Below are 25580 nucleotides of genomic sequence, written 5' to 3' on the forward strand. Positions count from 1 at the left end.
CTGGATTGTGATTCCAGTTGTCGTGGGTTCGATTCCCATCGTCCACCCCATATTCTTCAAAGGCGCCGCGATAGCATCTGGCGCCTTTGTTTTAAGCGTTACGCGGACGTGGTGAAATTGGTAGACACACTGGATTTAGGTTCCAGCGGCGCAAGCTGTAAGAGTTCGAGTCTCTTCGTCCGCACCATGCTTCTGTAAAGCAGTACCGCAACACCGCAACATGGTGGGCGTAGCTCAGTTGGTAGAGCGCTGGATTGTGATTCCAGTTGTCGTGGGTTCGATTCCCATCGTCCACCCCATTTTTCGAAAGGCGCCTTGGTCATGGACCGGGCGCCTTTTTTGTTGTGCGTCGCGCGCAGCCCATGGCAAGTATTTTCGGGGCAAAATCACTGCCCGGCCCTTGCAATCCGCTGGTGAGGGCCCAATAAAAGCTGTTAGATTTCAGCCGGTTGAAACCCCGGCCCGTTGAGTCGGCAGAGGAGCAGCCCAATGATTGCAAAAGAAGCCCGTCAGGCCCTTGCGCTGCAGCGCTTTGCCCAGGCCCATCCACAGCTGCTGGAAGAGGTCCGTCAGCTTGATGCGCATGAGCAGGCGCAGCAAATCGAGTGGGCGTTCGAAGATGCCGCTCATGAGCAAGGCCTTCAGCCTTGGGAGTTGGCGCTGCAATTGATTGCCGCAAGCCCCGAGCAACTACAGGCGATGCGCCTGGAAACCCATCGGGAGGTGGCAGAGGCGCTGGGCATGGGCTGGGAGGAGTACTGCCATTTCAACGACCCTGCATAAAGGAAGCGATGTCGTTGAAGGTAGTTATTGAACAAGATATTTCGGCCGCAGACCGTCATGGGCGTCCTGCGGCCCCTATTGAGACAGGTTCGGCGGCTTGCCGCCCGAGCCTTTAAAGCCAATCGACCGGCGTCGTCCAGGGGGCATCCCGGGTGGGGTGACTTCTGCTGCGTGACTCACTAGAATGCTTGCCCTTGATTCTGGAGTCGGGCAAACGCCGGCTAACGTCTGTGCAACGAGGAATATCCATGCAAGTTTCTGTTGAAAACACTTCCGCTCTCGAGCGCCGCATGACCATCGCCGTTCCGGCCGAGCGCGTCGAGAACGAAGTCAACAAGCGTCTGCAGCAGACTGCCAAGCGCGCCAAGGTTGCCGGTTTCCGTCCAGGCAAGGTGCCGATGAGCGTGATCCGCCAGCGTTTCGAAGCCGATGCCCGTCAAGAGGCGTTCGGTGACCTGGTCCAGGCTTCCTTCTATGAAGCGATCGTCGAGCAGAAGCTGAACCCGGCTGGCGCCCCTGCCGTCGAGCCCAAGTCCTTCGAAAAAGGCAAGGACCTGGAATTCGTCGCTATCTTCGAAGTGTTCCCCGAGTTCACCGTGGCTGGCCTCGAAACCATCAAGGTCGAGCGCCTGAGCGCCGAAGTGGCTGATTCCGACCTGGACAGCATGCTGGAAGTGCTGCGCAAGCAGAACACGCGTTTCGAGGCTGTCGAGCGTGCCGCCCAGAACGACGACCAGGTCAACATCGACTTCGTTGGCAAGGTAGACGGTGAGGCCTTCGCAGGTGGTTCGGCCAAAGGCACCCCGCTGGTTCTGGGTTCGGGCCGCATGATCCCTGGCTTCGAAGAAGGCCTGGTAGGCGCCAAGGCGGGCGAAGAGCGCGTTGTGAACGTGACCTTCCCTGAGGACTATCAGAACCTGGACCTGGCCGGCAAAGCCGCCGAGTTCACCATCACTGTCAACAGCGTTGCGGCACCTGTGCTGCCAGAACTGAACGAAGAGTTCTTCGCCCAGTTCGGCATCAAGGAATCGACCCTGGAAGGCTTCCGCACCGAAGTTCGCAAGAACATGGAGCGTGAACTGCGCCAGGCGATCAAGACCAAGGTCAAGAACCAGGTCATGGACGGTCTGCTGGCCGCCAACCCGATCGAAGTGCCAAAGGCGCTGCTGGAAAACGAAGTCAACCGTCTGCGCGTGCAGGCTGTTCAGCAGTTCGGTGGCAACATCAAGCCTGACCAACTGCCAGCCGAGCTGTTCGACGAGCAGGCCAAGCGCCGCGTCGTGCTGGGCCTGATCGTGGCCGAAGTGGTCAAGCAGAACGAGCTGAAGCCAGACGAGGCCAAGGTTCGCGAGATGATCGAAGAAATGGCCTCTGCCTATCAGGAGCCTGAGCAGGTCATCGCCTGGTACTACAAGAACGACGAGCAGATGAACGAGGTGCGTTCGGTTGTGCTGGAAGAACAAGTTGTAGATACTGTTCTGCAGAAAGCGACTGTGACCGACAAGTCGGTCTCGTACGAAGAAGCCGTTAAACCTGCCGAGGCACCCGCCGAAGCCGAGTAACGGGCCCTTCTCGTAGGAAACCCCCACAAGCCAGCCTTCGCGCTGGCTTGTGCGTATTCAAGCCATGACTATTTGGGAGTGAGCGCAGGACATGTCCCGCAATTCTTTTATTCAGCAGAGCTCTGACATCCAGGCTGCAGGCGGCCTGGTCCCGATGGTTATCGAGCAGTCCGCCCGTGGCGAGCGTGCTTACGACATTTACTCGCGCCTGTTGAAGGAGCGTGTGATTTTCCTGGTTGGTCCGGTAGAAGACTACATGGCGAACCTGGTCGTTGCGCAAATGCTCTTCCTTGAGGCGGAAAACCCGGACAAGGATATCCATCTGTACATCAACTCGCCGGGCGGTTCGGTGACCGCAGGCATGTCGATCTACGACACCATGCAGTTCATCAAGCCGGACGTTTCCACCATCTGCATTGGCCAAGCCTGCAGCATGGGTGCGTTCCTGCTGGCTGCCGGTGCCAAGGGCAAGCGTCACTGCCTGCCTAACTCGCGCGTGATGATTCACCAGCCACTGGGCGGTTTCCAGGGCCAGGCTACCGATATCGAGATCCATGCCCAGGAAATCCTCAATATCAAGGCGCGCCTGAACGAGCTGCTGGCGTACCACACAGGCCAGGACCTGGAAACCATCAAGCGTGACACCGAGCGCGACAATTTCATGAGCGCCTCGCGCGCGGCCGAGTACGGCCTGATCGACTCGGTATACGACAAGCGGCAACTGGCTTCCTGACCCCGGCAGCCAGAGCAGGTGGGCGCACATGGCGCCTGCCTGCGGACTTGAAAAAGCCCGCAATTGCCTTCATCTTGTGTTGCAAGCCTACCGGATTGGATCGATCGAATGACTGACACCCGTAACGGCGAGGACAGCGGCAAATTGCTTTATTGCTCCTTCTGCGGCAAAAGCCAGCACGAAGTGCGCAAACTGATTGCCGGGCCCTCGGTATTTATCTGCGACGAGTGCGTCGACCTGTGCAACGACATCATCCGTGAGGAGGTGCAGGAAGCCCAGGCCGAGAGCAGCGCGCACAAATTGCCTTCGCCGAAAGAAATCAGCGGCATCCTGGACCAGTACGTCATTGGTCAGGAGCGCGCAAAAAAGGTGCTTGCCGTAGCGGTGTACAACCACTACAAACGCCTGAATCAGCGTGACAAAAAAGGCGACGAAGTCGAACTGGGCAAGAGCAACATTCTGCTCATCGGGCCTACCGGCTCGGGTAAGACATTGCTTGCAGAAACCCTCGCTCGCCTGTTGAACGTACCGTTCACCATTGCAGACGCCACCACCCTGACCGAAGCCGGTTATGTGGGTGAGGACGTCGAAAACATCATCCAGAAGCTGCTGCAGAAGTGTGACTACGACGTGGAGAAGGCCCAGATGGGCATTGTCTACATCGACGAAATCGACAAGATCTCGCGCAAGTCTGATAACCCGTCGATTACCCGTGATGTTTCGGGTGAAGGCGTGCAGCAGGCGCTGCTCAAGCTCATCGAGGGTACCGTTGCCTCGGTGCCGCCGCAGGGCGGCCGCAAGCATCCGCAGCAGGAATTTTTGCAGGTTGATACCCGCAATATCCTGTTCATTTGCGGTGGCGCGTTCTCCGGCCTGGAAAAGGTCATCCAGAACCGCTCTACCAAGGGTGGTATGGGCTTTGGCGCTGAAGTGCGCAGCAAGGAAGAAGGCAAGAAGGTTGGCGAGTCGCTGCGTGAAGTCGAACCGGATGACCTGGTCAAGTTTGGCCTGATTCCGGAATTTGTCGGCCGTCTGCCCGTATTGGCGACGCTTGACGAACTGGACGAAGCTGCACTGATCCAGATTCTGACCGAGCCGAAGAACGCCTTGACCAAGCAGTATGCCAAGCTGTTCGAAATGGAAAGCGTCGACCTTGAGTTCCGCTCTGATGCGCTCAAGGCCGTGGCGCGCAAGGCCCTTGAGCGCAAAACGGGTGCTCGTGGCCTGCGCTCCATTCTCGAGGGCGTTCTGCTCGACACCATGTACGAGATCCCTTCCTCGAAGGATGTCAGCAAGGTGGTCATTGATGAGAGCGTCATCGAAGGCACTTCGCAGCCGCTGATGATCTACGAAAACAGCGAGCCGCAAGCCAAGGCTGCACCAGACGCCTGATACGGGCATGGTCGGTTGAAGTACCTGCATCAAGGGGCCCACGGGCCCCTTTTTGCTTTTCCTGCGCTAGCGCTTGTAATTTCGCAGGCATGCCCCCACATTAGGTCCAAGCATAATTTCCAACGTTTTCCGGCCATAGGGCCGCTGTAGAGGCGAAATCATGAAGACCACCCTCGACTTGCCTCTTTTGCCATTGCGCGATGTCGTTGTTTACCCGCACATGGTCATCCCGCTGTTCGTGGGGCGTGAAAAGTCCATCGAAGCCCTTGAGGCGGCGATGACGGGCGAAAAGCAGATTCTGCTGCTGGCCCAGAAAAACCCGGCCGATGACGATCCGGGCGAGGACGCGCTGTACCGCGTCGGCACCGTAGCCACTGTGCTTCAACTGCTCAAGCTGCCGGATGGCACCGTCAAGGTGCTGGTCGAGGGTGAGCAGCGCGGTGCGGTCGAGCGCTTCAGCGAAGTCGATGGCCATGTGCGAGCCGAAGTGTCGTTGATCGATGAAACCGACGCTGCGGAGCGTGAGTCGGAAGTGTTCGTGCGCACGCTGCTTTCGCAATTCGAGCAGTACGTGCAGCTGGGCAAGAAAGTCCCCGCCGAAGTCCTGTCATCGCTTAACAGCATCGATGAGCCTGGCCGCCTGGTTGATACCATGGCTGCGCATATGGCGCTGAAAATCGAGCAGAAGCAGGAGATCCTGGAGATCGTCGACCTGTCGGCGCGTGTCGAACACGTGCTGGCGCTGCTGGACGCCGAAATCGACCTGTTGCAGGTCGAGAAGCGTATCCGTGGTCGGGTCAAGAAGCAGATGGAGCGCAGCCAGCGCGAGTACTACCTGAATGAGCAGATGAAAGCCATTCAGAAAGAGCTCGGTGACGGCGACGAGGGCCACAACGAGGTCGAAGAGCTTAAAAAGCGCATCGAAGCTGCGGGCCTGCCGAAAGATGCCATGACCAAGGCTCAAGCCGAGCTGAACAAGCTCAAGCAGATGTCACCGATGTCGGCCGAGGCAACGGTGGTGCGCTCGTACCTCGACTGGCTGGTGCAGGTGCCGTGGAAGGCCCAGAGCAAGGTACGTCTGGACTTGACCAAGGCCGAGGAAATCCTCGATGCCGACCACTATGGCCTTGAAGAGGTCAAAGAACGCATTCTTGAGTACCTTGCCGTACAGAAACGCGTCAAGAAAATCCGTGGCCCTGTACTGTGCCTGGTTGGCCCACCCGGCGTCGGCAAGACCTCGCTGGCTGAATCCATCGCTGCAGCAACCAACCGCAAGTTCGTGCGCATGGCCCTTGGCGGTGTGCGTGACGAGGCAGAAATCCGCGGTCACCGCCGCACCTACATCGGCTCCATGCCGGGCCGTCTGATCCAGAAGATGACCAAGGTGGGCGTGCGCAACCCGCTGTTCCTGCTCGATGAAATCGACAAGATGGGCAGCGACATGCGTGGCGACCCGGCTTCGGCGCTGCTCGAGGTGCTGGACCCCGAGCAGAACCACAATTTCAACGACCATTACCTGGAGGTCGACTACGACCTTTCGGACGTGATGTTCCTGTGCACCTCCAACTCGATGAACATTCCGCCAGCGCTGCTGGACCGTATGGAGATCATCCGCCTGCCCGGTTACACCGAGGACGAAAAGATCAACATCGCGGTCAAGTACCTGGTACCCAAGCAGGTCAAGGCCAACGGGTTGAAGAAGGAAGAGCTGGAGGTCGACGTATCGGCGATCCGTGACATCATCCGTTACTACACCCGCGAGGCTGGCGTGCGTGGCCTGGAGCGGCAGATTGCCAAAGTCTGCCGCAAGGTGGTCAAGGAGCACACTGGCCAGAAGCAGGTGAAGGTCAAGGTGGCTGGCGAACAGCTTGAGCACCTGCTGGGGGTACGCAAGTTCCGCTACGGGCTAGCGGAGCAGAAGGACCAGATCGGCCAGGTCACAGGCCTTGCCTGGACGCAGGTTGGCGGTGAACTGCTGACCATCGAAGCCGTGGTCATCCCTGGCAAGGGCCAGTTGATCAAGACCGGTTCGCTGGGTGACGTCATGGTCGAGTCGATCACGGCCGCGCAGACGGTTGTGCGTAGCCGGGCGCGTAGCCTGGGGATCGCTGCTGATTTCCATGAAAAGCATGACGTTCACATCCATATGCCCGAGGGTGCTACACCCAAGGATGGCCCGAGTGCTGGCATTGGCATGTGCACGGCGCTGGTATCGGCACTGACCCAGATACCCGTACGCGCCGACGTCGCCATGACCGGCGAAATTACCCTGCGCGGGCAGGTACTGGCGATCGGCGGCCTGAAGGAAAAACTGCTGGCGGCTCACCGTGGCGGCATCAAGACGGTGATCATCCCGGAGGAGAATGTGCGCGATTTGAAGGAGATTCCTGAAAACATCAAACAGGATCTTCAGATCAAACCGGTCAAATGGATTGACGAAGTCCTGCAAATTGCGCTGCAATACGCCCCGGAGCCCTTGCCAGATGTGGCTTCCGAGATTGTCGCCAAGGACGAAAAGCGCGACAGCGATGCTAAGGAAAGAATCAGCACGCACTAGCAGTTTTAGGCTGGGGGGCTTTCCTTGACAGTATTTTCGGGGCCTTGCTATAAAGCGGCACGCTATTGTCATCAGGCCACCCAGCGTACGTTTCAAACGTTTTTGATTACATACTTAGAAACATACTCATTAGAGAGATAAGGGGACTTAGAGTGAACAAGTCGGAACTGATTGACGCTATCGCCGCATCCGCTGACATCCCGAAAGCTGTTGCTGGTCGCGCCTTGGACGCAGTCATCGAGTCTGTGACCGGTGCCCTGAAAGCAGGCGACGATGTGGTACTGGTGGGCTTCGGTACTTTCACTGTTAAAGACCGCGCTGAGCGCACTGGCCGCAACCCGCAAACCGGCAAGGCGATCAAGATTGCCGCTGCCAAGGTGCCGGGCTTCAAGGCTGGCAAGGGCCTGAAAGACGCCGTCAACTAACAAGTCGTCTCTTTCAGCCGAATCGGGCACTGCCAGGTTCGAGCACGCCGAAGGCGAGGCGCAAACGTTCTCGCCTGACACGTTTGCTAAGAAAAGGCGCATCCTCGGATGCGCCTTTCTTTTATCAGGACTCTACCCACGCTCCGCGGTTGTCGACGCAGTGGTACAGCCGTCTCTGGGGGACGCATGCTGCAAAATATCAGGGACAATTCACAAGGTTGGATTGCCAAGACCATCATCGGCCTCATCGTCGTTCTGATGGCATTGACCGGTTTCGAAGCTATCTTCCAAGCCGCCACCCATAGCCAGGACGCCGCCAAGGTCAACGGCGAAACCATCAGCCAGAACGAACTGAGCCAGGCAGCCGACATGCAGCGCCGCCAGCTGGTGCAACAGCTGGGCAAGGACTTCGACCCTGCGCTGCTGGATGACAAGCTGCTGCGCGAAGAGGCACTCAAGGGCCTGATCGCCCGCAAGCTGCTGCTCGAGGGCGCCAAGGATGCCAAGTTCGCCTTCTCCGATGCTGCCCTCGACCAGGTAATCTTGCAGACGCCGGAATTTCAGGTCGATGGCAAGTTCAGTGCCGACCGCTTCGATCAGGTCATCCGCCAGATGGGCTATGGCCGCATGCAGTTCCGCGACATGCTCGGCGAAGAAATGCTCATCGGGCAACTGCGTACCGGCCTGGCCGGCAGCAGCTTCGTGACCGACCAGCAGGTAGATGCATTCGCCCGCCTGGAAAAGCAGACCCGCGATTTTGCCTCCCTCACCTTCAAGGTCGACCCGGCCTCGGTGAAGGTCAGCGATGAAGAGGTCAAGCAGCACTATGACCAGCACGCCAAGGAATTCATGTCACCCGACCAGGTGGTGATTGATTATGTCGAGCTGAAGAAGTCGGCATTCTTCGACCAGGCCAAGGTTACTGACGAGCAACTCAAGGCGCAGTACGAGAAGGAAATCGCCAACCTTGCCGAACAGCGTCGCGCCGCCCACATTCTGATCGAGGTCAACGACAAGGTCACCGACGCCCAGGCCAAGGCCCGCGCTGATGAGATCGAGAAGCGCCTGGCCAAAGGTGAGGATTTCGCCGCGCTGGCCAAGGAGTATTCCCAGGACCCAGGCTCGGCCAGCAACGGCGGCGACCTCGGCTTCGCGGGCCCTGGAGTCTACGACCCGGCATTCGAGCAGGCGCTGTACAAGCTGCACGACGGCCAGGTCTCTGCTCCGGTGCGTACCGAGTACGGCTACCACCTGATCAAGCTGCTGGGTGTGGAGGCGCCTGAGGTGCCGAGCTTCGCCAGCCTGAAAGACAAGCTTACCCGTGACCTGAAGACGCCGATGGTGGAGCAGCGTTACGTGGATGCCAGCAAGCAGTTGCAGGATGCGGCCTACGAGGCTTCCGACCTTGGGCAACCTGCCCAGGACTTGAACCTTAAGGTACATACCTCCGCGCCGTTCGGTCGTGAAGGCGGCGAGGGCATCACTGCCAACCGTTCCGTGGTGCAGGCTGCATTCTCCGAAGAAGTGCTGGAGGAGGGTGCCAACAGCACCGCCATCGAGCTGGACCCGGAAACCACTGTCGTGCTGCGCGTCAAGGAGCACCGCAAGCCTGAGCAATTGCCGCTGGAGGCAGTCGCCAAGAGTATCCGCGACCACCTGGCCAAGGAGAAGGCAACTGCCGAACTCAAAGCCAAGGCGGACAAGCTGATCGCCGGCCTGCGTGACGGTTCCATCGCTGCTGGCAGCGTGCACGAAGGCCAGGGCTGGAAGGCCTATGAGGCGGTGACCCGTGGCGAGGACGGGATTGACCCGGCTGAACTGCAGGCGCTCTTCCGCCTGGGCAAGCCTCAGGCCAAGGACAAGCCAGTCTATGGCAGCGTGGTACTGCGTGACGGAAGCCTGGTGGTGCTGCAACTCAAGGGCGTGAACGAAGGCACTGCAGCGACTGACGAAGAGAAGCAGCAGATCCGCCGCTATCTTGCCTCCCGCGCCGGCCAGCAGGATTTCGCTGCGTACCGCAAGCAGCTGGAAGCCAACGCTGACATCACCCGCTACTGAGGTGATCACCTGGGGCTGCACAGCAGCCCCAGTATTCAATCCCCACCCCCCAGCCTTGCGCTAGCGCTTGGCCCCCTCATAATTGTCCAGCGTGTCCCGCGCAATCTCCCGCCCCAGCGCAATCAGCTCTGGCGCTTTGTAGAACTCGAAGAACCGACAAACACGTTTGGGCACGTTGATCAGGACGTCTGGCGGATAACCGGCGATCTTGTACTGTGCCAACGAAGTTTGCATCACCTCGAAGCTCTGGTTGATGAGGTCCAGCAGGGAAGCAGGGCCCACGTTATCGATGATGAACGAACCTGTTGCCGACTTCGGTGCCCCCTCGCGCTCGGGAGCGGCGGTGGGTTGCTGGGCCTGCGGGTTAGCTGCATCGGCCAGCCAGGGGTTTGGCGGCACCAGGCCTTCGGTACCCATGCCCTGAGCAATGCGCACTAGCTGCTCGGCTGGTTTACGGCGGAACGGCAGGTGTGAACCTAATGAATTCAACAGCGCGTCGAAACGCATCTTGAAAGCAGCCGGCCGCTCGATCACCGGCAGTTGGTAGTGCTTCTGGTTGGTGGCGTTGAGGTTGACCGCAATAATCAGGTCGCAGTGGCTGGATACCACAGGCACGATCGGCAACGGGTTGAGGATGCCCCCGTCGACCAGCATGCGGTTGCCCTGCATCACTGGGGTGAACAGGCTGGGGATGGCGGCCGAGGCGCGCATGGCCTGATGCAGGCACCCCTCCTGGAACCAGATTTCCTGCTGGTTGGTGAGGTCTGCGGCAACTGCCGTGTAGGGGATTCGCAACTGCTCGATGTTGATTTCGCCAACGATCTTGCGAATTTGGCCAAATACCTTGTCGCCTCGGATCGCGCCAAGGCGGAAGCTGACATCCACCAGGCGCAGCACATCCAGGTAGTCCAGGCTTTCGATCCAGTGGCGATACTCGCCCAGCTTGCCTGCGGCATAGATGCCGCCCACCACCGCCCCCATGGAGCAGCCAGCAACACAGGCGATTTCATAGCCGCGGCGTTCGATTTCCTCGATCACGCCGATGTGCGCATACCCCCGGGCGCCGCCCGATCCCAGTACCAGTGCCACGCGTTTGCTCATGTACAGTCCCCAGCCCGTGTAACCATGGGCCTACAATGCACTGAACCCACCCCGGGCTTCAATGCGCAATGCGCGGGGCTACCCGCGGGGTGCAGCAAGCCGGGGCCAGGCTGGGCACTTTTCAGGTGCCCGAGCGTCCAAACGCCACTGTTTTCCTATCTTCGAGGTCTTAACGATGAAAGCCTGGATCTGCCTTCCCCTGATTGCCCTGGCCCTTGCCGGCTGCGCAGGCAAAACCGCGTACCGCGACAGTTGTGCCACCCAACTGGACGCGGCCTGGAAAGAGCTTGACCTGGCCAAGGCCGAAGGCTTCGCGGGCGCAGTGAGTTATTCCAAGGCGCTGTCACTGCTCACCGGTGCCAAGACCCAGCAACAGTTCGAAGGGTATGAGAGCTGCACCCGCAAAGCCGAAAAGGCCCGTTTCTACATTCGTGAGTCGCGTGCCGGTCGCTGACCAAGGAGCGCCACATGTCTGACATGCTCGATCATCTGGTCGCACAGGTACTCACCGTACAGGTACGGCTGTTGGCCTGCCGCGAGCGACTTGCTGCTGATACCGACAGCGAGGCCTTGCACGACCTGCGAACGACCTTGCGCCGCTTGCGCAGCCTGCTGCGGCCGCTGCGTGGGCTGCCCGGTGTCGAGCAGCTCGAAGAGGCTGCAAAGTCGCTGGGCACGCTGACCACACCGCTGCGCGACAATGAGGTGCTGGCTGCAGAGCTGGTGGCGCGAGGGCATGCGCGGCCCGGGCAAAAACGCCTGGAAGGCCGCGCCAGCAGCTATGCCAGCGTCGCCGCCAGCCCGCAGCTGACACGCGTGCTGGCCATTGTTGATGCGTTCCCGTTGTTCCTGCGGGCAGCCGGGCGCGAAGGCCTCCCCAGGTCCCTGGACAAACGCATTGACAAGGGCCTGATCAAGCAGTGGCGAAAACTCGAAGCTGCCCTGAAGGACCCTGCGCACGACCGCCACCGCCTGCGTCTGCTGATCAAGCGCGCACGTTACGGTGATGAGGCGTACCCGCAGCTCGACCACGCCGGCAAGCGCCTGCAGCAGGTGCTCAAGCGCGCCCAAGGCGACCTTGGCGACTGGCATGACCGCCTGCAGTGGCTGCTGCAGGTGCGTGAACATCCAGACTTGCTGGTTTGCCAAGGTGAGTGGGAGCAGGAGCTGCACCAGGCTGAACGCAGGTCTGACAAAACGCTGGAGGCCCTGCGCAAGGCGTTGGTGCGTCGCAAGCCTGGACATTGACCGATATGAAGGCTGTGGTGTGAGCAGTTGGTGGCTAGGATGGGCAGACACGTCGATTGCGACCTGCTCAGGAATTGCCCGATGAACTTCTCTCAGATGCTCGAGGCCGCCAGGGCCAACCCCGACAACATCACCGTGCCGGTCAGCTGGGCTCATGGGCGGGCGGCTGATGGCAGCGATGGTGTTCGAGGCCATGCGCCCGCGGGTGGGTGGTGATCGCCCCGTGCGCTCGCTGGCTATCAGCTTTGTTGCGCCGGCGGCGCCCGAGGTACCGCTTCGGCTCGAAACCGAGGTATTGCGCGAGGGGAAGGGGGTCAGCACCTTGTTGGGCCGTGCCGTGCAGGACGGCCAGGTGGTCACCTTGGTCCAGGGTAACTTCGGTGCCTCACGCACTTCGGTGGTGCAGGTGCCTGCCTTGCCGCCCGAACCCATGAAAGCCCTGGCTGACTCAGCAGAGGAATTGCCCTTCATGCCAGGGATTACACCCGAGTTCATGCGCCACTTGGCCTTGCGCTGGGGCGTGGGCGACTTGCCGTTCACAGGCAGCAGCGCACGCAAGATGGGTGGCTGGGTGCGCCTGCGCGACATCGCGGCGCAGCCGCTCAGTGAAGCTCACCTGCTGGCATTGGTGGATGCGTGGCCGCCCAGCCTGCTTCCGTTCTTGAAGCATCCTGCTGCGGGCAGCACGTTGACCTGGACCATTGAGTTCGTCCAGCCGATAGCGCAGGCGTCTGCGGTTGACTGGTACCGCTACTGCGTGGAAACCGAACATGCGCGTGACGGTTATGGCCATGCGGCGGCCGCGTTGTGGGCCGCCGACGGGGCTTTACTGGCATTGAGCCGGCAGACTGTCACCGTATTCGCCTGATCTAGCCCGGATGCCGATGGCTGTGTCGCTGCAGGCTGGCGCCTGCAACCAGGGCAATGGCGCCGACGGCGGTTTGCGTCAGGTCGATGCCAAACAGGCCTGACAGCACCAGTAACCCACCCAGTATGCACAGAGGCACGGCAATGAAGTGTGGCGCAGGGTTGCCCGAGTGGCGGTGATTGTGGCCGTGGCGTCGCCATTGCCAGGCGGGCAGGTGGGGCAGGTATTTGTTCATGGGCAGTTCCTCTCGGTCATGCCCAAAGCTTAGTGCGGCCCCATGCAGTGGGCCAATCGAGGCTGGCTATGGCGACTATAGCTTCAGCTGGCCTATGGCCTTGTTCAGCGCCCCGGCCAGGGTGGCCAGCTCGGTGCTCGTGTTGGCCGAGCCCACGGTCTGCTGCACCGTCTGCTCGGTAACATCGCGGATACTCACCACGGCGCGGTTCATCTCTTCGGCAACCTGGCTTTGCTGCTCGGCCGCCACGGCAATCTGGGTATTGCTTTCACGCATCTGCGCCACAGCCCCGGTGATTTCCGCCAGTGCGGCCCCGGCTTCCTGGGCCTGCCTGACGCAGTCGTCGGCCTTGTAAGAACTCTCTTGCATGAAGTCCACGGCGTCGCGGGTGCCTGACTGCAAGGCGGACACCATGGTGGTAATCTCGTCGGTGGAGGTCTGCACGCGCTTTGCCAGGTTGCGCACTTCATCTGCCACCACTGCAAACCCACGGCCCAGGTCACCTGCACGCGCCGCCTCGATGGCGGCATTGAGTGCCAGCAGGTTGGTCTGCTCTGCGATGCTGTGAATCACGCTGACCACGCCATTGATCTTCTGGCTGTCTTCCGCCAGCTGGCGAATCATCTCGGCGGTCTGCTGCACGCCGCTGGACAAGCCCGAAATGGACGTCTGGACGCGGCTCACCACTTCCTTGCCACTGCCTGCCAGGGTGTCGGCCGTCTGTGACAGGTCACGGGTCGCCGCTGCGTGCTGGGCGATATGGTGCACCGTGGCCGACATTTCATTGATGGCCGTGGCCGCCTGGTCAGTCTCACTCTGCTGGCCCAGCATGCCGTGACGCACGTCGCTCATGCTGGCAGCCAGGCGTACAGCGCCGGAGTCCAGTTGCGCTGCCGTGTGGGCGACGGTACTGACCACCCGGTGATAGGTTGCCTGCATGGCGTTGAACGCACCGGCCATCTGGCCAACTTCGTCACCGCAGGCCAGCGGTACCCGGGCGGCCAGGTCGCCGGTCTTTTCCACGTGCAGCATCACGTCCTTCAGGGTGTTCAGCTGGCTGAGCAAGAAGCGGATCAGCAACTGCGAGGCACCCAGCATGGCCAGCATCAGGATCAATACGCACACCGCGTAGTTGGTGAACCGCTCCACGAACACCTGACGCAGGCTGGGCGCCTGTGCGATCACGGCGACCTGGCGGTCGCCCAGGCTCAATACCTGCGCACCCTCGACGGGGTCTTCACCCAGCAGGTGATCACCAGGCAGGTTCACCCAGCCTTGAGCGTTACGCAGATCGTCGAGGGGCTCGCCGGCAAAGGTTGGCGTTTGCCCGGTCGACCAGCTGACGATGGCGGCAGCGCGGGGCAGTGCCTGGCCTGCCGGCCAGGCCGCAAGCACTTCAGCCTGCGCCACGGCCTGGCGCTGCGCTGCCTCGGCGCGCGCACGCTGCTCCAGGTGCACGGCATACAGCACCAGCAGCAGGGTTGTGACGAAGGCCACCGCGTTGACAGCCCAGAACTTGTATTTCAGTGAAACATTGCTAAGCCAGGCACCCATGGGTAGGTCTTCTCTGAGTTGAGCGGAAACAATATTGGCAAGGTGCCATCATTGTGCCGCTGGCTGCCAGCGACGGTGTTGATATGTATCAAGAAACAACGGGCACTGAGGGCAGGCTGAAGAAGGTACGTGCAGTGTCCGTGGTGTGCGCAGCGGTTGTTTCGATACGTTCGGATCGGTGCAGCGCAACCTCCCTCAGCACCTCGCCCAGGTAGGCCGGTTCGTTGCGACCGCTTTTTGGCTTGGGCCGCAGGCTGCGGGGTAACAGGTAGGGCGCATCGGTTTCGAGCATCAGCCGGCCTGCAGGCACATTGCCCACCAGCGCATGCAGGTGAGTGCCGCGCCGTTCGTCGCAAATCCAACCCGTAATGCCTATATGCAGATCCAGGTCCAGGTACGCATACAGCGCCTCACGTTCACCGGTGAAGCAGTGCACCACCGCGCCTACCAGGTGGTCGCGGTACTCCCTAAGAATCGCGACCAGGCGCTCGCTGGCATCGCGTTCGTGCAGAAAAACCGGCATCTGCGTTTCCACCGCCAGCGCCAGTTGCGCATGCAGGGCGGCTTCCTGCTGTGGGCGAGGGGAAAAATCGCGGTTGAAGTCCAGCCCGCATTCACCCACTGCTCGCACCCGAGGTTCTTTAAGCAACTGGCGTAAACGCTGCTCGCTCAAGCTGTCCCAGCCTTGAGCATCATGGGGGTGTACGCCTGCCGTGGCGAACAGGTGGGCGCCCGTTTCGTCAAGCTGATGGCATAGCTCCAGCGCTTGTTCGCTGACAGCCAGGCTGGTGCCGGTCAGCACCAGTTGCGCCACATTCGCCTGCAGGGCGCGCTGGAAAACCTCGGCCTCTCGGCCCTGGAAACTGCTGTTGGTCAGGTTGACGCCGATATCGATCAGTTGCATGGTGCTACCTCGTGCCGCGGGGCGGCCAGCATAGCAAAAGCTTGCGTTTTACTGAAAATCCAAGAACTTCATGTGCTTGTAGAGGTCTTTTGCCGTCAAACCTCATGTGGCGATGGCCTGGCTAACCGGCCCCCACACCCCACGGATACGCTGCCCATGCCGCGATACTGGCTTGTTTTCCTGCTAACGCTTTGCCTGCCCGTGGCTGCGTATGCACAGGCGCGGGCGCCGGGCCCGCAGCACATTCCTGCGGCCAAGGCCCGCGACCTGCAGCAGATACGCAGCAGCAAGGTGTTGCGCGTGCTGGTCAACCAGAGCCGCAACAGTTCGGGCGAAGTGAAGGGCGAACCGGTGGGCATCGAATATTATCGGCTACGGGCCCTGGAGCATTTTCTCAACGCGCGTGTCGAGGACGGCCAGCGGTTGCAGCTCAAGCTGATCCCACGGGCCAAGGAGCAGTTACTGGGCGCCCTGGCACGGGGCGAGGGTGACCTGGCAGCACCGGGCGAACTGTTCGACCCTGGGGTAGTGCGTGGCGTCACGGCCACTGCGCCCATACGCGACCACGTAGCGCTAACGCTGGTCGGGCGCAAGGGTGAGCGCGGCTTCACCCAGGTGGAGCAGTTGTCTGGGCGTACCATCGCCCTGACCAGTGCCAGTGCCGCCGGCCCGCTCATCCAGCAGGTCAACCAGCGGCTGGCCTTGCGCAAGCGCCCGCCCATCAAGGTGGAATGGGTTGATTCAACGCTGGCGGTGGAGGATGTACTGGAAATGGTGCAGGCCGGCATCTATCACCTCACGGTGGTCGAGCAGCCGATTGCCCAGCGTTGGTCCAGGGTAATGCCACGGCTGCGCCTCAACCCGGGCGTGCACCTTGGGCCGCCGCAGGCCATGCGCTGGTATGTGGGGCGCGATACGCCCGAGCTGCAGGCAGCGGTCGACCGGTTTCTTCAGGGTTACCGTGCACCGGGCAACCAGGACGCTGCTTTCGAACGTATCTACCGCCGCCAGTACCGTGTGCATGACCCCCTGGCAAGCAAGGCCCGCCAACGCCTGGCCTCCGTGCGCTCGGTGTTGCAGAAGCATGGTGACGCGCAGCAGATCGACTGGCTGAACCTGGCGGCGCTGGCCTTCAAGGAGTCGACCCTGAACCCGACGGCGCGCGGCGCGGGTGGGGCGCATGGGCTGATGCAGATCACCCCCTCGGCGGCTCAACGGGTAGGGGTGAGCAATACGTCAACGGTGGATGGCAATGTGCAAGCGAGTGCCCGCTACCTGGCGCTGATCCGCCGCAAGTTCTTCTCCAGCCCGCGCATCAACGAGCGTGAGCGCATGGCCTTCGTCCTGGCGGCCTACAACCTGGGCCCGGAGCGGGTGCAGGCCATGCGCGCAGAAGCCCGCAAGCGCGGCCTCAACGGTAACCAGTGGTTTTTCCAGACCGAACGGATTGCCATGGAGCAGGTGGGCATGGGGCCGGTCAATTTCGTCAACAGCGTGAACAAGTACTACGTGGCGTTCAACCGCCAGCGTGGGGTGCTCGAGCGCGTGGTGAAACGCTGAGCGGCCGGGCTGGCGGGGGCTGTAGCCGAGCCGCTTGCAAGTTGTGGCACATCGCTCTAGCATACCGCTTGCGCCGATTTAAACAGCTACTTGCGGGGCGCAAAAACGCCCCAGGGTGTTTTCAAATACCGCTAAAGCGCTGGTTCGGTGATGCCTCCCACCGCTGCCCAGCGGGATTTGCGAGGCAGAGAAAGCGCCATGAGTTGCCCACGTACCAGTGTCTGTTTAAGCCCATTGCCTGCCAGCCAGGCGTCCCGTACACCGCGCATTCTGCTCGGTGGTCAGCATCAGCCCACCCTGTTGCGCCATCTCGAAGGCCTGTCTCGCCGCCGAGGCCAGGCGCGCGCCTTTCTGATCCAGTTTGCCGAAACGGGGCAGCACCTTGCCCAGTACGCCAATGATCGCTTTGACCTGGCGGTTATCCAGGCGCCCGCGCCGGAAGACGCAGCCGAAATCATCGGCAACCTGGTGCGCATTGCCCGCCAAGGCCTGATCACCGGCCGCTGAGGAGCGCCCAGTTGAGTACCAACATCATCACTGTTCAGGGCCACGAGGCCCTGAAGAAAGAGCTGGATCATCTCTGGCGGGTCTATCGCCCGGAAATCACCCAGAAAGTGACCTGGGCGGCATCGCTGGGTGATCGCAGTGAAAATGCGGATTACCAGTACAACAAGAAGCTTCTGCGCGAAATCGACCGGCGGGTGCGCTACCTGCGCAAACGCCTGGAGGACGTGAAAGTGGTGAGCTATGCGCCCGAGCAGGAAGGCCGGGTGTTCTTCGGCGCCTGGGTGGAAATCGAGAATGACGACGGCGCATCACTGCGCTTTCGCATCGTCGGTTACGACGAAATCCATGGGCGCAATGATTACATCTCGATCGATTCACCCATGGCGCGTGCCTTGCTGAAAAAACAGCAGGGCGATGAGGTGGTGGTGCACACGCCTACCGGCGAGGCAAGCTGGTACATCAATACCATTAGTTACACCCAGTAGGGGCACAGCCTTCCTCTGCAGCCTTAGCCATCGCGCAGCACGGCCAGTGGGCTTGCATTCAGCGCCCTGCGGGTGCCCAGCACGCCGGCGCCGCCCACCAGCAGTGCGCCAGCCACCGGCATCACCAACAGCCAGGGGTGCGGCCCCCAGGGCAGGTCGAACGCGTAGCGGTACAGCACCCAGGTGATCAGCTCGCAGCCCGCGGCTGCCAGCAACCCGCTGACTGCGCCCAGCAGGCCAAACTCGATACGGCGTGCTTTTACCAACAACGGTCGCGCCGCCCCCAGCGCCCGCAGCAGTGCACCTTGGCGGATACGCTCATCCAGCGTGGCTTGCAGGCCTGCGAACAGCACGGCCAGCCCCGCAGCCAGCACAAACAACAGGACGTACTCCACAGCCAGCGTCACTTGCGCGAGGATGCTGCGCAGTTGATCCAGCAGGGCGTCAACCTGCAACAGCGTCACCGCAGGGAATGCACGCGACAGCGCGACGACGTCCAGGTCATGCCCCGCCGCCAGGTAGAAGCTGGTCAGGTAGGTGGTAGGCAGGCCCTGCAAGGTGCCGGGCTGGAAGATCATGTAGAAGTTGGGCTGAAAGCTGTCCCAGTGCACGCTGCGCAAGTTGATCACCCGGGCCTGACGTTGCTGCCCGCCGATATCGAACGCCAGCAGGTCACCCAACTTCAACCCCAGGCTGACAGCGAGTTCCGCCTCTACCGACACGCCGGGCACTTCGTCGCCTGCCGGCAGGCCTTGCCACCAGTGGCCCGCAGTCAGGGCGTTACCCGTGGGCAGGTCCTGAGCCCAGGTCAGGCTCAGGTCACGTTGCACGGCGCGCTCGCCCGCCGAGTCCTTGCTGACGATCTGCTGCACCGGCTCGCCGTTCACTTGCACCAGCCGGCCCGGGGTGACCGGGTATAGCGGGGCTGCGGCTGCATTGATCTGTTTCAGGTGCGCCGCGAAGGGTTCGCGATCGTCTGGCAGAATGTTGAGTGCAAAGTAATTCGGGGCATCCTTGGGCAGTTGCGCCTGCCAGGTGTCCAGCAGTTCTGCGCGCAGCAGGGCGACAAGGCCCATCGCCAGGAGAATCAGGCCAAATGCCAGGGCTTGCCCCGCCGCCGCCATGGGGTGGCGCAGCAGTTGGCCGAGCCCCAGGCGCCAGGCCAGTGGCGCGTTCGCCAGCAAGCGCCTCAGGCTGCGCAGGCTCAGCAACAGCAGGCCGCCGAGTGCCAGCGCTGCCACCAGGCCGCCGGCGAGTAATGCGAAGGTCAGTAGCAGGTCCAGGCTCAGGCGCCACATGATCAGGCCAAGCGCGAGCAAGGCCGCGCCGTACACGAACCAGCTGCCTGGCGGCACGGGAAGCAGGTCGCGGCGCAGTACCCGCAGCGGCGGTACCCGGCCAAGGGCTGCGATGGGCGGGAGGGCAAAACCGGCCAGCGCCACCAACCCGGTGGCGACCCCCGCGAGGGCGGGGGCGGCGTCACCCGCTGGCACGGTGCTGGGCAGCAGGCCTTGCAGCAGCCGGAACAGGCCCAACTGGGCAAGCCAGCCAAGCCCGGCACCGGCGGCTGCCGCTGCGATGCCCAGCATGGCCAACTGCAGGCTGTAAAGGGTCAGGGCCTGGCGGCGCGAAAGCCCCAGGCAGCGCAGCAGCGCGCTGGCATCCAGCCGCCGGGAGGCATAGCGGCTGGCCGACATGGCGACGGCAACGCCCGCCAACAGCACCGCCACCAGGCTTGCCATGTTCAGGTAGCGCTCGGCTTTACCCAGCGCGCCGCCAATCTGCTGGTTGCCATCACGGGTATCGCGCAGGCGCTGGCTGGCTGCCAGGTGCGGCTCTACAGCCTGGCGATACTGCGCCAGCGCGTCGGTAGTGCCGCTCCACAGTTCGCGATAGGTAACCCGGCTGCCTGGCTGGACCACGCCTGTGGCGGGCAAGTCCGCCAGGTTCATCAGTACCCGCGGCGTTAGGCTATAGAAGTTGTTGGCGCGGTCTGGCTCATACGTCAGCACCCGGCTCAGGCGCAGGGTTTTCATGCCCACGTCGATACTGTCACCTACCTTCAGCCCCAGTGCCGCCAGCAGCCGGGGCTCCACCCACGCCTCGCCGGGGGCGGGGAGGCCGCCAGGGGTTTCTTCGGCATAGGGCTGGGCGGCGCTGCGCAGTTGCCCGCGCAGTGGGTAAGCGTTGTCGGCGGCCTTGACGCTGGACAGCTCGATGCCGCTGTCGCCGCCCACCACGCTGGTGAACTCCACCACCTGTGCGTGGCGCAAACCCTGGGCGGCCCCTGCGGTGAGCTGCGGTTCGGCAGCCGGCGCGCTCCCTTGCAGCACCAGGTCGGCCCCCAGGAACTCGCTGGCACGCAATTGCATGGCGCCGTTCAGGCGGGCGCCGAAATAGCCGATGGCAGTGCTTGCCGCCACCGCCACCAGCAACGAGAAGAACAACACGCGCACTTCGCTGGCGCGCAAGTCCCGTAGCAACTGGCGCGCAGCCAGCCCCAGCAGCCGTGCCAGTGGCATCCGTGTCATCCTGCCTCCAATGGCGCAACCAGGTGGCCGGCATCCAGGCGGATCTGCCGGCGGCAGCGGCGCGCCAGGCGTTCGTCATGGGTGACCAGCACCAGGGTGGTGCCCCGTTCCTGGTTCAGTTCGAACAACAGGTCACTGATGCGCTCGCCGGTGTGGCTGTCGAGGTTGCCGGTGGGCTCGTCGGCGAACAGCACGGCGGGTTGTGCGGCGAATGCGCGTGCGATAGCCACCCGCTGCTGCTCGCCACCGGACAACTGCCTGGGTGTGTGGCTCAACCGCTGGCCCAGGCCAACGCGTTCCAGCAGGGTGCGGGCATGTTCCCTGGCATCGCGGCGGCCATCCAGCTCCAGGGGCAGCGTGACGTTTTCCAGGGCGTTGAGGCTGTCGAGCAGTTGAAACGACTGGAATACGAAACCCACGTGTTCGGCACGCACCCTGGCGCGCTGGTCTTCATCCAGCGGCCCAAGGTCGTGGCCTGCCAGCAGCACGCGACCGGCGCTGGGTTGGTCAAGGCCTGCCAACAGGCCGAGGAGGGTGGATTTGCCCGAGCCGGAGGCGCCGACGATTGCCAGCGAATCGCCGGCGGCAAGATCCAGTGACAACGCGTGCAGAATCACCAGTTCGCCTTCCGCGCTGGGGACCACTTTGCTAAGGTTCTGCGCAACGAGAATGCTGGGGCCCATGGAGAATCCAATGCGAAGAAGGTGGTTGAGTGCCGTGCTGGTCCTGTGTTGCCTGGCCCAGAGCGCCACGGCGGGGACACTGCTGATCGTTGGCGATAGTATCAGCGCCGGTTTCGGGCTGGATACCCGCCAGGGTTGGGTCTCCCTGTTGCAGACCCGCCTGCAGCAGGAAGGTTTCGACGACAAGGTGGTCAATGCCTCGATCAGCGGTGACACCAGCGCGGGGGGGCAGGCGCGGCTGCCGGCGCTGCTTGCGGCGCACAAGCCTGGGGTGGTGGTGCTGGAACTGGGGGGCAATGACGGCCTTCGTGGGCAGCCGCCTGGGCAATTGCAACAAAATCTTGCTTCGATGATCGAGCAGTCGCACAAGGCCGGGGCCAAGGTGCTGTTGCTGGGCATGCGCCTGCCACCGAACTATGGTGTGCGTTACACCGAGGCATTTGCACAGGTCTACCAGCAATTGGCAGCGGACAAACACGTCGCGTTGGTGCCGTTCTTCCTCGACGGGGTAGGGGGTGTGCCGGAATTGATGCAGGCCGATGGTATCCACCCTGCGCAAGGTGCTCAGCAGCGCCTGCTGGAAAATGCCTGGCCGGCGCTAAAACCCTTGCTGTGACGCTTTAAACGGGGCCGGCTTTCGGCTAATGTTGCGCCCCCCGTTTCGAGTGCCCCCGATGCCGCGCCCTGCCTGGTCCCTGTATGCCTATCAACTGATCGAGCCCGACGAGCAGCTTGACCTGTTCGCCTGCCAGGAGGTGCGTGTCCACCTGGTCGCCCGCCAGCTCGAGTTGGGCGTGCCGGTCGACAGGACATTGTGCGGAGGGTTGCTGCCGGCTCACCCCCGCTGGTCCGGCGTGCCGCAGTCGATCTACCGCGATGGCCGCCTGTGTGACCTGTGCCGTGCCATACTCGATGCACAACGGCGTGGCATGCGGCCCATCTGGCCCGAGCTGCAGGCCAGCTGAAGCCGGCCCCTTTCATCATCTGCAAAAGCTTGCAACGCGCCAATGCCTCCCGCTTGCCGGGGGGCGGGTGTACAATCGAACCTCTTGACTCACCTTTCGAAGGATTTACCGGATGTTGCCGCGCTTTCCTGCCGTCACCCGTAGCCTGTCCCTGGCCGCCCTGCTGGTAGCGGGCCCCGCCGCCGCGCTGGAGTTGCCGCTGCCACCGCCCGGTGATGACCTGGTCGGTCAGGTGCACGTCATCAAGGCAAAGTATGAGGACACCTTCGCCGACATCGGCACCGCCAACGACCTGGGCTACCTTGAAATGATCGCGGCCAACCCCGGTGTCGATCCCTGGCTGCCTGGCGCCGGTACGGAAATCATCCTGCCCACGCGCTACATCCTGCCGCCGGGCCCGCGTGAAGGCATCGTCATCAACCTGGCGGAGTACCGGTTGTACTACTACCCCAAGGGGCAGAATGTGGTGCACACCTTCCCGCTGGGTATCGGCCGCGAGGGGTGGGGGTCGCCGGTCGCCAACACCAAGATCACTGCCAAAACGCCGAACCCTACCTGGACGCCGCCTGCCTCCATTCGTGCCGAGCATGCTGCGGACGGTGACATCCTGCCGGCCGTAGTCCCTGCGGGGCCCGACAACCCGTTGGGGCCCTTCAAGTTCACGCTGGGTGTGCCTGGTTACCTGATCCACGGCTCCAACAAAAAGTTCGGTATCGGTATGCGCACCAGTCACGGTTGCTTCCGCATGCTCAACAACAATGTGCTGGAGCTCTCGGGTATGGTGCCGGTGGGCACGCCAGTACGCATCATCAACGAGCCCTACAAGTTCGGGGTCAGTCAGGGCAAGGTGTACCTGGAGGCCCACACGCCGCTGGATGACCAAGGCAACCCGTCGGTCGTGGACAAGCATACGGCTGTTATCAACGCCCTGCTCAAGCGCGAAGACCTGGCCAACAACGTGCGCATGAACTGGGACATGGTGCGTGACGTGGTGGCCGCCGAGGATGGCATGCCGGTCGAAATTGCCGTGCCGGCCAATGGCCCTGGCGATGCGCCGATGGTGTCGACTATTCCGGCTGAGCTGCAGTAGCTTCGCCTACTGTGTGACAGGGCCTGCCATTGCGCAGGCCTTTTTGTATGAGCTCGACCGCTTTATTGCGGGCAATAAAAAAGCCGACCCACAGGTGGATCGGCTCGATAACAATCCGTGAGGATTATTACTTGCGGCTGGCTTTGTCCAGCATACGCAGTGCGCGCTCGTTGGCTTCGTCAGCGGTCTGCTGAGCCTTCTGAGCGGCTGCCAGTGCGTCGTCAGCCTTACGGTAGGCTTCATCGGCACGCGCTTGAGCACGAGCTGCTGCGTCTTCAGTCGCAGTCAGACGAGCTTCGGTTTCTTTGGAGACGCTGCTGCAACCGGTAGCCAGAACTGCGGCCAGAGCCAGAGCAGAGAATTTCAGAACGTTGTTCATCGTGTTCCCCTTCAAGGACTTTCTATTAAATAGCCATCTCTCAGAAAAGAGAAACTGGCCGGCGTACATAGTACCCATTACTTGTAGTAAGTAAACTGACAGAGCGCAAGAACTGCAAAAAAAAACAGCCCGCTGCTGCGCGCGAGAAAGAGGCGCAAGGTAGGCGTGAAACAAAAAGGTGCAGTAATCGCAAGCGGTTGTAGTACCTGTACTTTTTTGTGGAACCAATAGTGACTTGCACTGTCGTGGGACGTCTTAGTCCTACAACATACGACAGCAATTGCTTGCAGCCACCCACAGTTGCGACAGCAGAGTTTGCCCTTTCATGGGTGCGCACCTTGAGCAACCCCTAGTAGGGCGCCTACTATCTTGTGAGTGCTACAGATCCGAACGAACGCACTGCTGTGCGGGTCGGTCGAAAGCCAAGAGGCGGCGTACTGCATAGTGCGCCGGATGAACCACCCGCTGTAAGGCGAAAAGGTCTGCCAGGAAGACCTGCGAGGAGTAGTGATGAGTGAAGCGCTGACCATCCACCATGACCAGGCCGGTCATCAGTTCGAGACCAGTGTGGACGGTCATCGTGCCTACCTGACGTACATGGACCTGGGCAAGCAGACCCTCGACATCTACCGCACCTTTGTGCCCAACGCTCTGCGGGGCCGGGGTATCGCTGCAGCCTTGACCGAGCAGGCCCTGGCGTACGCCGAGCAGATGGGGTATACGGTCATCCCGTCTTGCTCGTATGTAGAGCGGTACATGGAACGCCAGCAGCGTCATTCCAGCAAAGCCTGACATTCACACCGACCTGTCAGGCTGAGCGAGGTGCTGATCAGCCGCGCTTGCGCTGCGGCAGCACGTCCTTGAGCTTGGCGCGCATGCTGCGCAGTGTTTTCTCGGTTGCCGACCAGTCGATGCAGGCGTCGGTGACCGACACCCCGTATTGCAACTGGGCCAGATCCTTCGGAATGGACTGGCAGCCCCAGTTCAAGTGGCTTTCAACCATCAGCCCGATGATGGACTGGTTGCCCTCGAGAATCTGGTTGGCCACGTTCTCCATCACCAGCGGTTGCAGTGCCGGGTCTTTGTTGGAGTTGGCGTGGCTGCAATCGACCATGATGTTGGGCTTGATCTTGGCCTTGGCCAGGTCCTGTTCGCAAAGCGCGACGCTGACCGAGTCATAGTTGGGCTTGCCGTTACCGCCCCGTAGCACCACATGACCGTACGGGTTCCCCTTGGTGGTGACGATGGACACGCCGCCTTCCTGGTTGATGCCAAGAAAGCGGTGAGGCTTGGACACCGATTGCAAGGCATTGATGGCCACGGTAAGGCCGCCATCGGTACCGTTCTTGAAGCCAACGGCCGAGGACAGGCCCGACGCCATTTCACGGTGGGTTTGAGATTCCGTGGTACGGGCGCCGATGGCGGACCAGCTGATCAGGTCTTGCAGGTACTGCGGCGAAATCGGGTCCAGTGCCTCGGTAGCGGTAGGCAGCCCCATCTCCGCCAGGTCCAGCAGCAGTTTGCGACCAATGTGCAGGCCATCCTGAATCTTGAATGAGTCATCCAGGTAGGGGTCGTTGATCAGGCCTTTCCAGCCGACCGTTGTGCGCGGCTTCTCGAAATACACACGCATGACCAGGTACAGCGTGTCGGACACTTCCTCGGCCAGCACCTTCAGGCGCTCGGCGTATTCGTGGGCTGCCTTGATGTCGTGAATGGAGCACGGCCCAACCACAACGAACAGGCGGTGGTCCTTGCCATCCAGAATATTGCGCACCACTTCGCGACCTGCTGTAACGGTCTGCAGGGCCTTAGCGCTGAGGGGGATTTCCTTCTTGAGCTGATCAGGGGTGATCAGCGTGTCGTTGGAGGCAACGTTCAAGTCATCGATCGGTAAATCAGCCATCGTGTTACTCGTCAGGTCACGGGTGCCGGCCGCCAACAGTCCCCGTGCGGCCCA

The 25580-nt window shown here is 61.7% G+C and carries 23 protein-coding genes, 2 tRNA genes and 2 pseudogenes; 19 read left to right on the plus strand and 8 right to left on the minus strand.

Translation table 11 applies throughout. The features are described from left to right. Positions 1-102: 102 nt before the first annotated feature. From IAE33_RS16210 to IAE33_RS16250, 9 genes are all read left to right on the plus strand, one after another. Positions 103-187, plus strand: a tRNA-Leu gene (locus tag IAE33_RS16210). A 36-nt stretch (positions 188-223) separates the two neighbouring features. Beyond that, positions 224-299, plus strand: a tRNA-His gene (locus IAE33_RS16215). A 190-nt stretch (positions 300-489) separates the two neighbouring features. Further along, the gene (locus tag IAE33_RS16220) at positions 490-783 is read left to right on the plus strand and encodes a DUF6388 family protein (protein WP_201164264.1); all 294 of its coding nucleotides are present in this window, start codon (positions 490-492) and stop codon (positions 781-783) included. 248 nt (positions 784-1031) lie between these two features. Beyond that, on the plus strand, positions 1032-2345 hold the full coding sequence (gene tig / locus IAE33_RS16225) for a trigger factor (RefSeq protein ID WP_028634544.1): 1314 nt from the start codon (positions 1032-1034) through the stop codon (positions 2343-2345). A 91-nt stretch (positions 2346-2436) separates the two neighbouring features. Continuing rightward, positions 2437-3078, plus strand: a complete 642-nt coding sequence (gene clpP / locus IAE33_RS16230) for an ATP-dependent Clp endopeptidase proteolytic subunit ClpP (RefSeq protein WP_023536171.1) — start codon at positions 2437-2439, stop codon at positions 3076-3078. A gap of 108 nt (positions 3079-3186) precedes the next feature. Continuing rightward, positions 3187-4470, plus strand: a complete 1284-nt coding sequence (gene clpX / locus IAE33_RS16235; RefSeq protein WP_028634543.1) for an ATP-dependent Clp protease ATP-binding subunit ClpX — start codon at positions 3187-3189, stop codon at positions 4468-4470. A gap of 160 nt (positions 4471-4630) precedes the next feature. Next, positions 4631-7027, plus strand: coding sequence for an endopeptidase La (gene lon, locus IAE33_RS16240; protein ID WP_201164265.1), 2397 nt, complete (start codon positions 4631-4633; stop codon positions 7025-7027). A gap of 152 nt (positions 7028-7179) precedes the next feature. Continuing rightward, positions 7180-7452 carry an HU family DNA-binding protein gene (locus tag IAE33_RS16245; protein ID WP_028634541.1) on the plus strand — a complete coding sequence of 91 codons (273 nt, stop codon included), beginning with the start codon at positions 7180-7182 and terminating at the stop codon, positions 7450-7452. Between the two features lie 186 nt (positions 7453-7638). Next, positions 7639-9510 carry a SurA N-terminal domain-containing protein gene (locus IAE33_RS16250; RefSeq protein ID WP_201164266.1) on the plus strand — a complete coding sequence of 624 codons (1872 nt, stop codon included), beginning with the start codon at positions 7639-7641 and terminating at the stop codon, positions 9508-9510. Between the two features lie 60 nt (positions 9511-9570). On the opposite strand, the gene IAE33_RS16255 is transcribed toward IAE33_RS16250, so the two are convergent. Further along, positions 9571-10611 carry a patatin-like phospholipase family protein gene (locus IAE33_RS16255; RefSeq protein ID WP_060481160.1) on the minus strand — a complete coding sequence of 347 codons (1041 nt, stop codon included), beginning with the start codon at positions 10609-10611 and terminating at the stop codon, positions 9571-9573. Positions 10612-10786: 175 nt separating this feature from the next. On the opposite strand from IAE33_RS16255, the gene IAE33_RS16260 reads away from it, so the two are divergent. From IAE33_RS16260 to IAE33_RS16270, 3 genes and pseudogenes are all read left to right on the plus strand, one after another. Next, on the plus strand, positions 10787-11065 hold the full coding sequence (locus IAE33_RS16260) for a lipoprotein (protein WP_003250254.1): 279 nt from the start codon (positions 10787-10789) through the stop codon (positions 11063-11065). A 14-nt stretch (positions 11066-11079) separates the two neighbouring features. After that, positions 11080-11859 (plus strand): CHAD domain-containing protein, encoded by a 780-nt coding sequence (locus IAE33_RS16265; protein WP_201164267.1) that lies wholly within the window; start codon positions 11080-11082, stop codon positions 11857-11859. A gap of 81 nt (positions 11860-11940) precedes the next feature. Continuing rightward, positions 11941-12727, plus strand: a pseudogene (locus IAE33_RS16270) (acyl-CoA thioesterase). 13 nt (positions 12728-12740) lie between these two features. Here the strand turns inward: IAE33_RS16270 and IAE33_RS16275 are convergent. The 3 genes and pseudogenes from IAE33_RS16275 to IAE33_RS16285 form a co-directional block, all read right to left on the minus strand. Next, positions 12741-12962, minus strand: a pseudogene (locus tag IAE33_RS16275) (terminase); the annotation flags it as partial. Between the two features lie 75 nt (positions 12963-13037). Then, the gene (locus tag IAE33_RS16280; RefSeq protein ID WP_201164269.1) at positions 13038-14516 is read right to left on the minus strand and encodes a methyl-accepting chemotaxis protein; all 1479 of its coding nucleotides are present in this window, start codon (positions 14514-14516) and stop codon (positions 13038-13040) included. 88 nt (positions 14517-14604) lie between these two features. Further along, positions 14605-15420: a TatD family hydrolase gene (locus tag IAE33_RS16285; RefSeq protein WP_201164270.1), complete on the minus strand. Its 816-nt coding sequence runs from the start codon at positions 15418-15420 to the stop codon at positions 14605-14607. 156 nt (positions 15421-15576) lie between these two features. On the opposite strand from IAE33_RS16285, the gene IAE33_RS16290 reads away from it, so the two are divergent. The 3 genes from IAE33_RS16290 (at position 15577) to greB (ending at position 17972) form a co-directional block, all read left to right on the plus strand. Further along, entirely contained in the window at positions 15577-16980 is a 1404-nt protein-coding gene (locus IAE33_RS16290; protein WP_201164271.1) for a transglycosylase SLT domain-containing protein, read from the plus strand. A 198-nt stretch (positions 16981-17178) separates the two neighbouring features. Then, on the plus strand, positions 17179-17487 hold the full coding sequence (locus IAE33_RS16295) for a hypothetical protein (RefSeq protein WP_028634532.1): 309 nt from the start codon (positions 17179-17181) through the stop codon (positions 17485-17487). A gap of 11 nt (positions 17488-17498) precedes the next feature. Then, positions 17499-17972, plus strand: coding sequence for a transcription elongation factor GreB (gene greB / locus IAE33_RS16300; RefSeq protein ID WP_060481165.1), 474 nt, complete (start codon positions 17499-17501; stop codon positions 17970-17972). 23 nt (positions 17973-17995) lie between these two features. Here greB and IAE33_RS16305 read toward each other — a convergent pair whose 3' ends face one another. Next, positions 17996-20503, minus strand: a complete 2508-nt coding sequence (locus tag IAE33_RS16305) for an ABC transporter permease (RefSeq protein WP_201164272.1) — start codon at positions 20501-20503, stop codon at positions 17996-17998. After that, entirely contained in the window at positions 20500-21186 is a 687-nt protein-coding gene (locus IAE33_RS16310) for an ABC transporter ATP-binding protein (RefSeq protein ID WP_201164273.1), read from the minus strand. The genes IAE33_RS16305 and IAE33_RS16310 overlap by 4 nt, the downstream gene beginning before the upstream one ends. A gap of 10 nt (positions 21187-21196) precedes the next feature. On the opposite strand from IAE33_RS16310, the gene IAE33_RS16315 reads away from it, so the two are divergent. The 3 genes from IAE33_RS16315 (at position 21197) to IAE33_RS16325 (ending at position 23241) form a co-directional block, all read left to right on the plus strand. Further along, positions 21197-21802: an arylesterase gene (locus IAE33_RS16315; RefSeq protein ID WP_060481168.1), complete on the plus strand. Its 606-nt coding sequence runs from the start codon at positions 21197-21199 to the stop codon at positions 21800-21802. Positions 21803-21860: 58 nt separating this feature from the next. Beyond that, the gene (locus tag IAE33_RS16320) at positions 21861-22151 is read left to right on the plus strand and encodes a hypothetical protein (protein ID WP_028634527.1); all 291 of its coding nucleotides are present in this window, start codon (positions 21861-21863) and stop codon (positions 22149-22151) included. 112 nt (positions 22152-22263) lie between these two features. Then, entirely contained in the window at positions 22264-23241 is a 978-nt protein-coding gene (locus tag IAE33_RS16325; protein ID WP_028634526.1) for a L,D-transpeptidase family protein, read from the plus strand. A 127-nt stretch (positions 23242-23368) separates the two neighbouring features. Here IAE33_RS16325 and oprI read toward each other — a convergent pair whose 3' ends face one another. Continuing rightward, positions 23369-23620 carry an outer membrane lipoprotei OprI gene (gene oprI / locus IAE33_RS16330; RefSeq protein ID WP_003259780.1) on the minus strand — a complete coding sequence of 84 codons (252 nt, stop codon included), beginning with the start codon at positions 23618-23620 and terminating at the stop codon, positions 23369-23371. A 510-nt stretch (positions 23621-24130) separates the two neighbouring features. Between oprI and IAE33_RS16335 the strand changes: the two genes are divergently transcribed. After that, on the plus strand, positions 24131-24412 hold the full coding sequence (locus IAE33_RS16335; RefSeq protein WP_028634525.1) for a GNAT family N-acetyltransferase: 282 nt from the start codon (positions 24131-24133) through the stop codon (positions 24410-24412). Positions 24413-24449: 37 nt separating this feature from the next. On the opposite strand, the gene IAE33_RS16340 is transcribed toward IAE33_RS16335, so the two are convergent. Then, positions 24450-25526, minus strand: a complete 1077-nt coding sequence (locus IAE33_RS16340; RefSeq protein ID WP_201164274.1) for a 3-deoxy-7-phosphoheptulonate synthase — start codon at positions 25524-25526, stop codon at positions 24450-24452. Between the last annotated feature and the right edge of the window lie 54 nt (positions 25527-25580).

It is taken from the genome of Pseudomonas sp. S60 (assembly GCF_016647865.1).
GTDB classification, from domain to species: Bacteria; Pseudomonadota; Gammaproteobacteria; order Pseudomonadales; family Pseudomonadaceae; genus Aquipseudomonas; species Aquipseudomonas parafulva.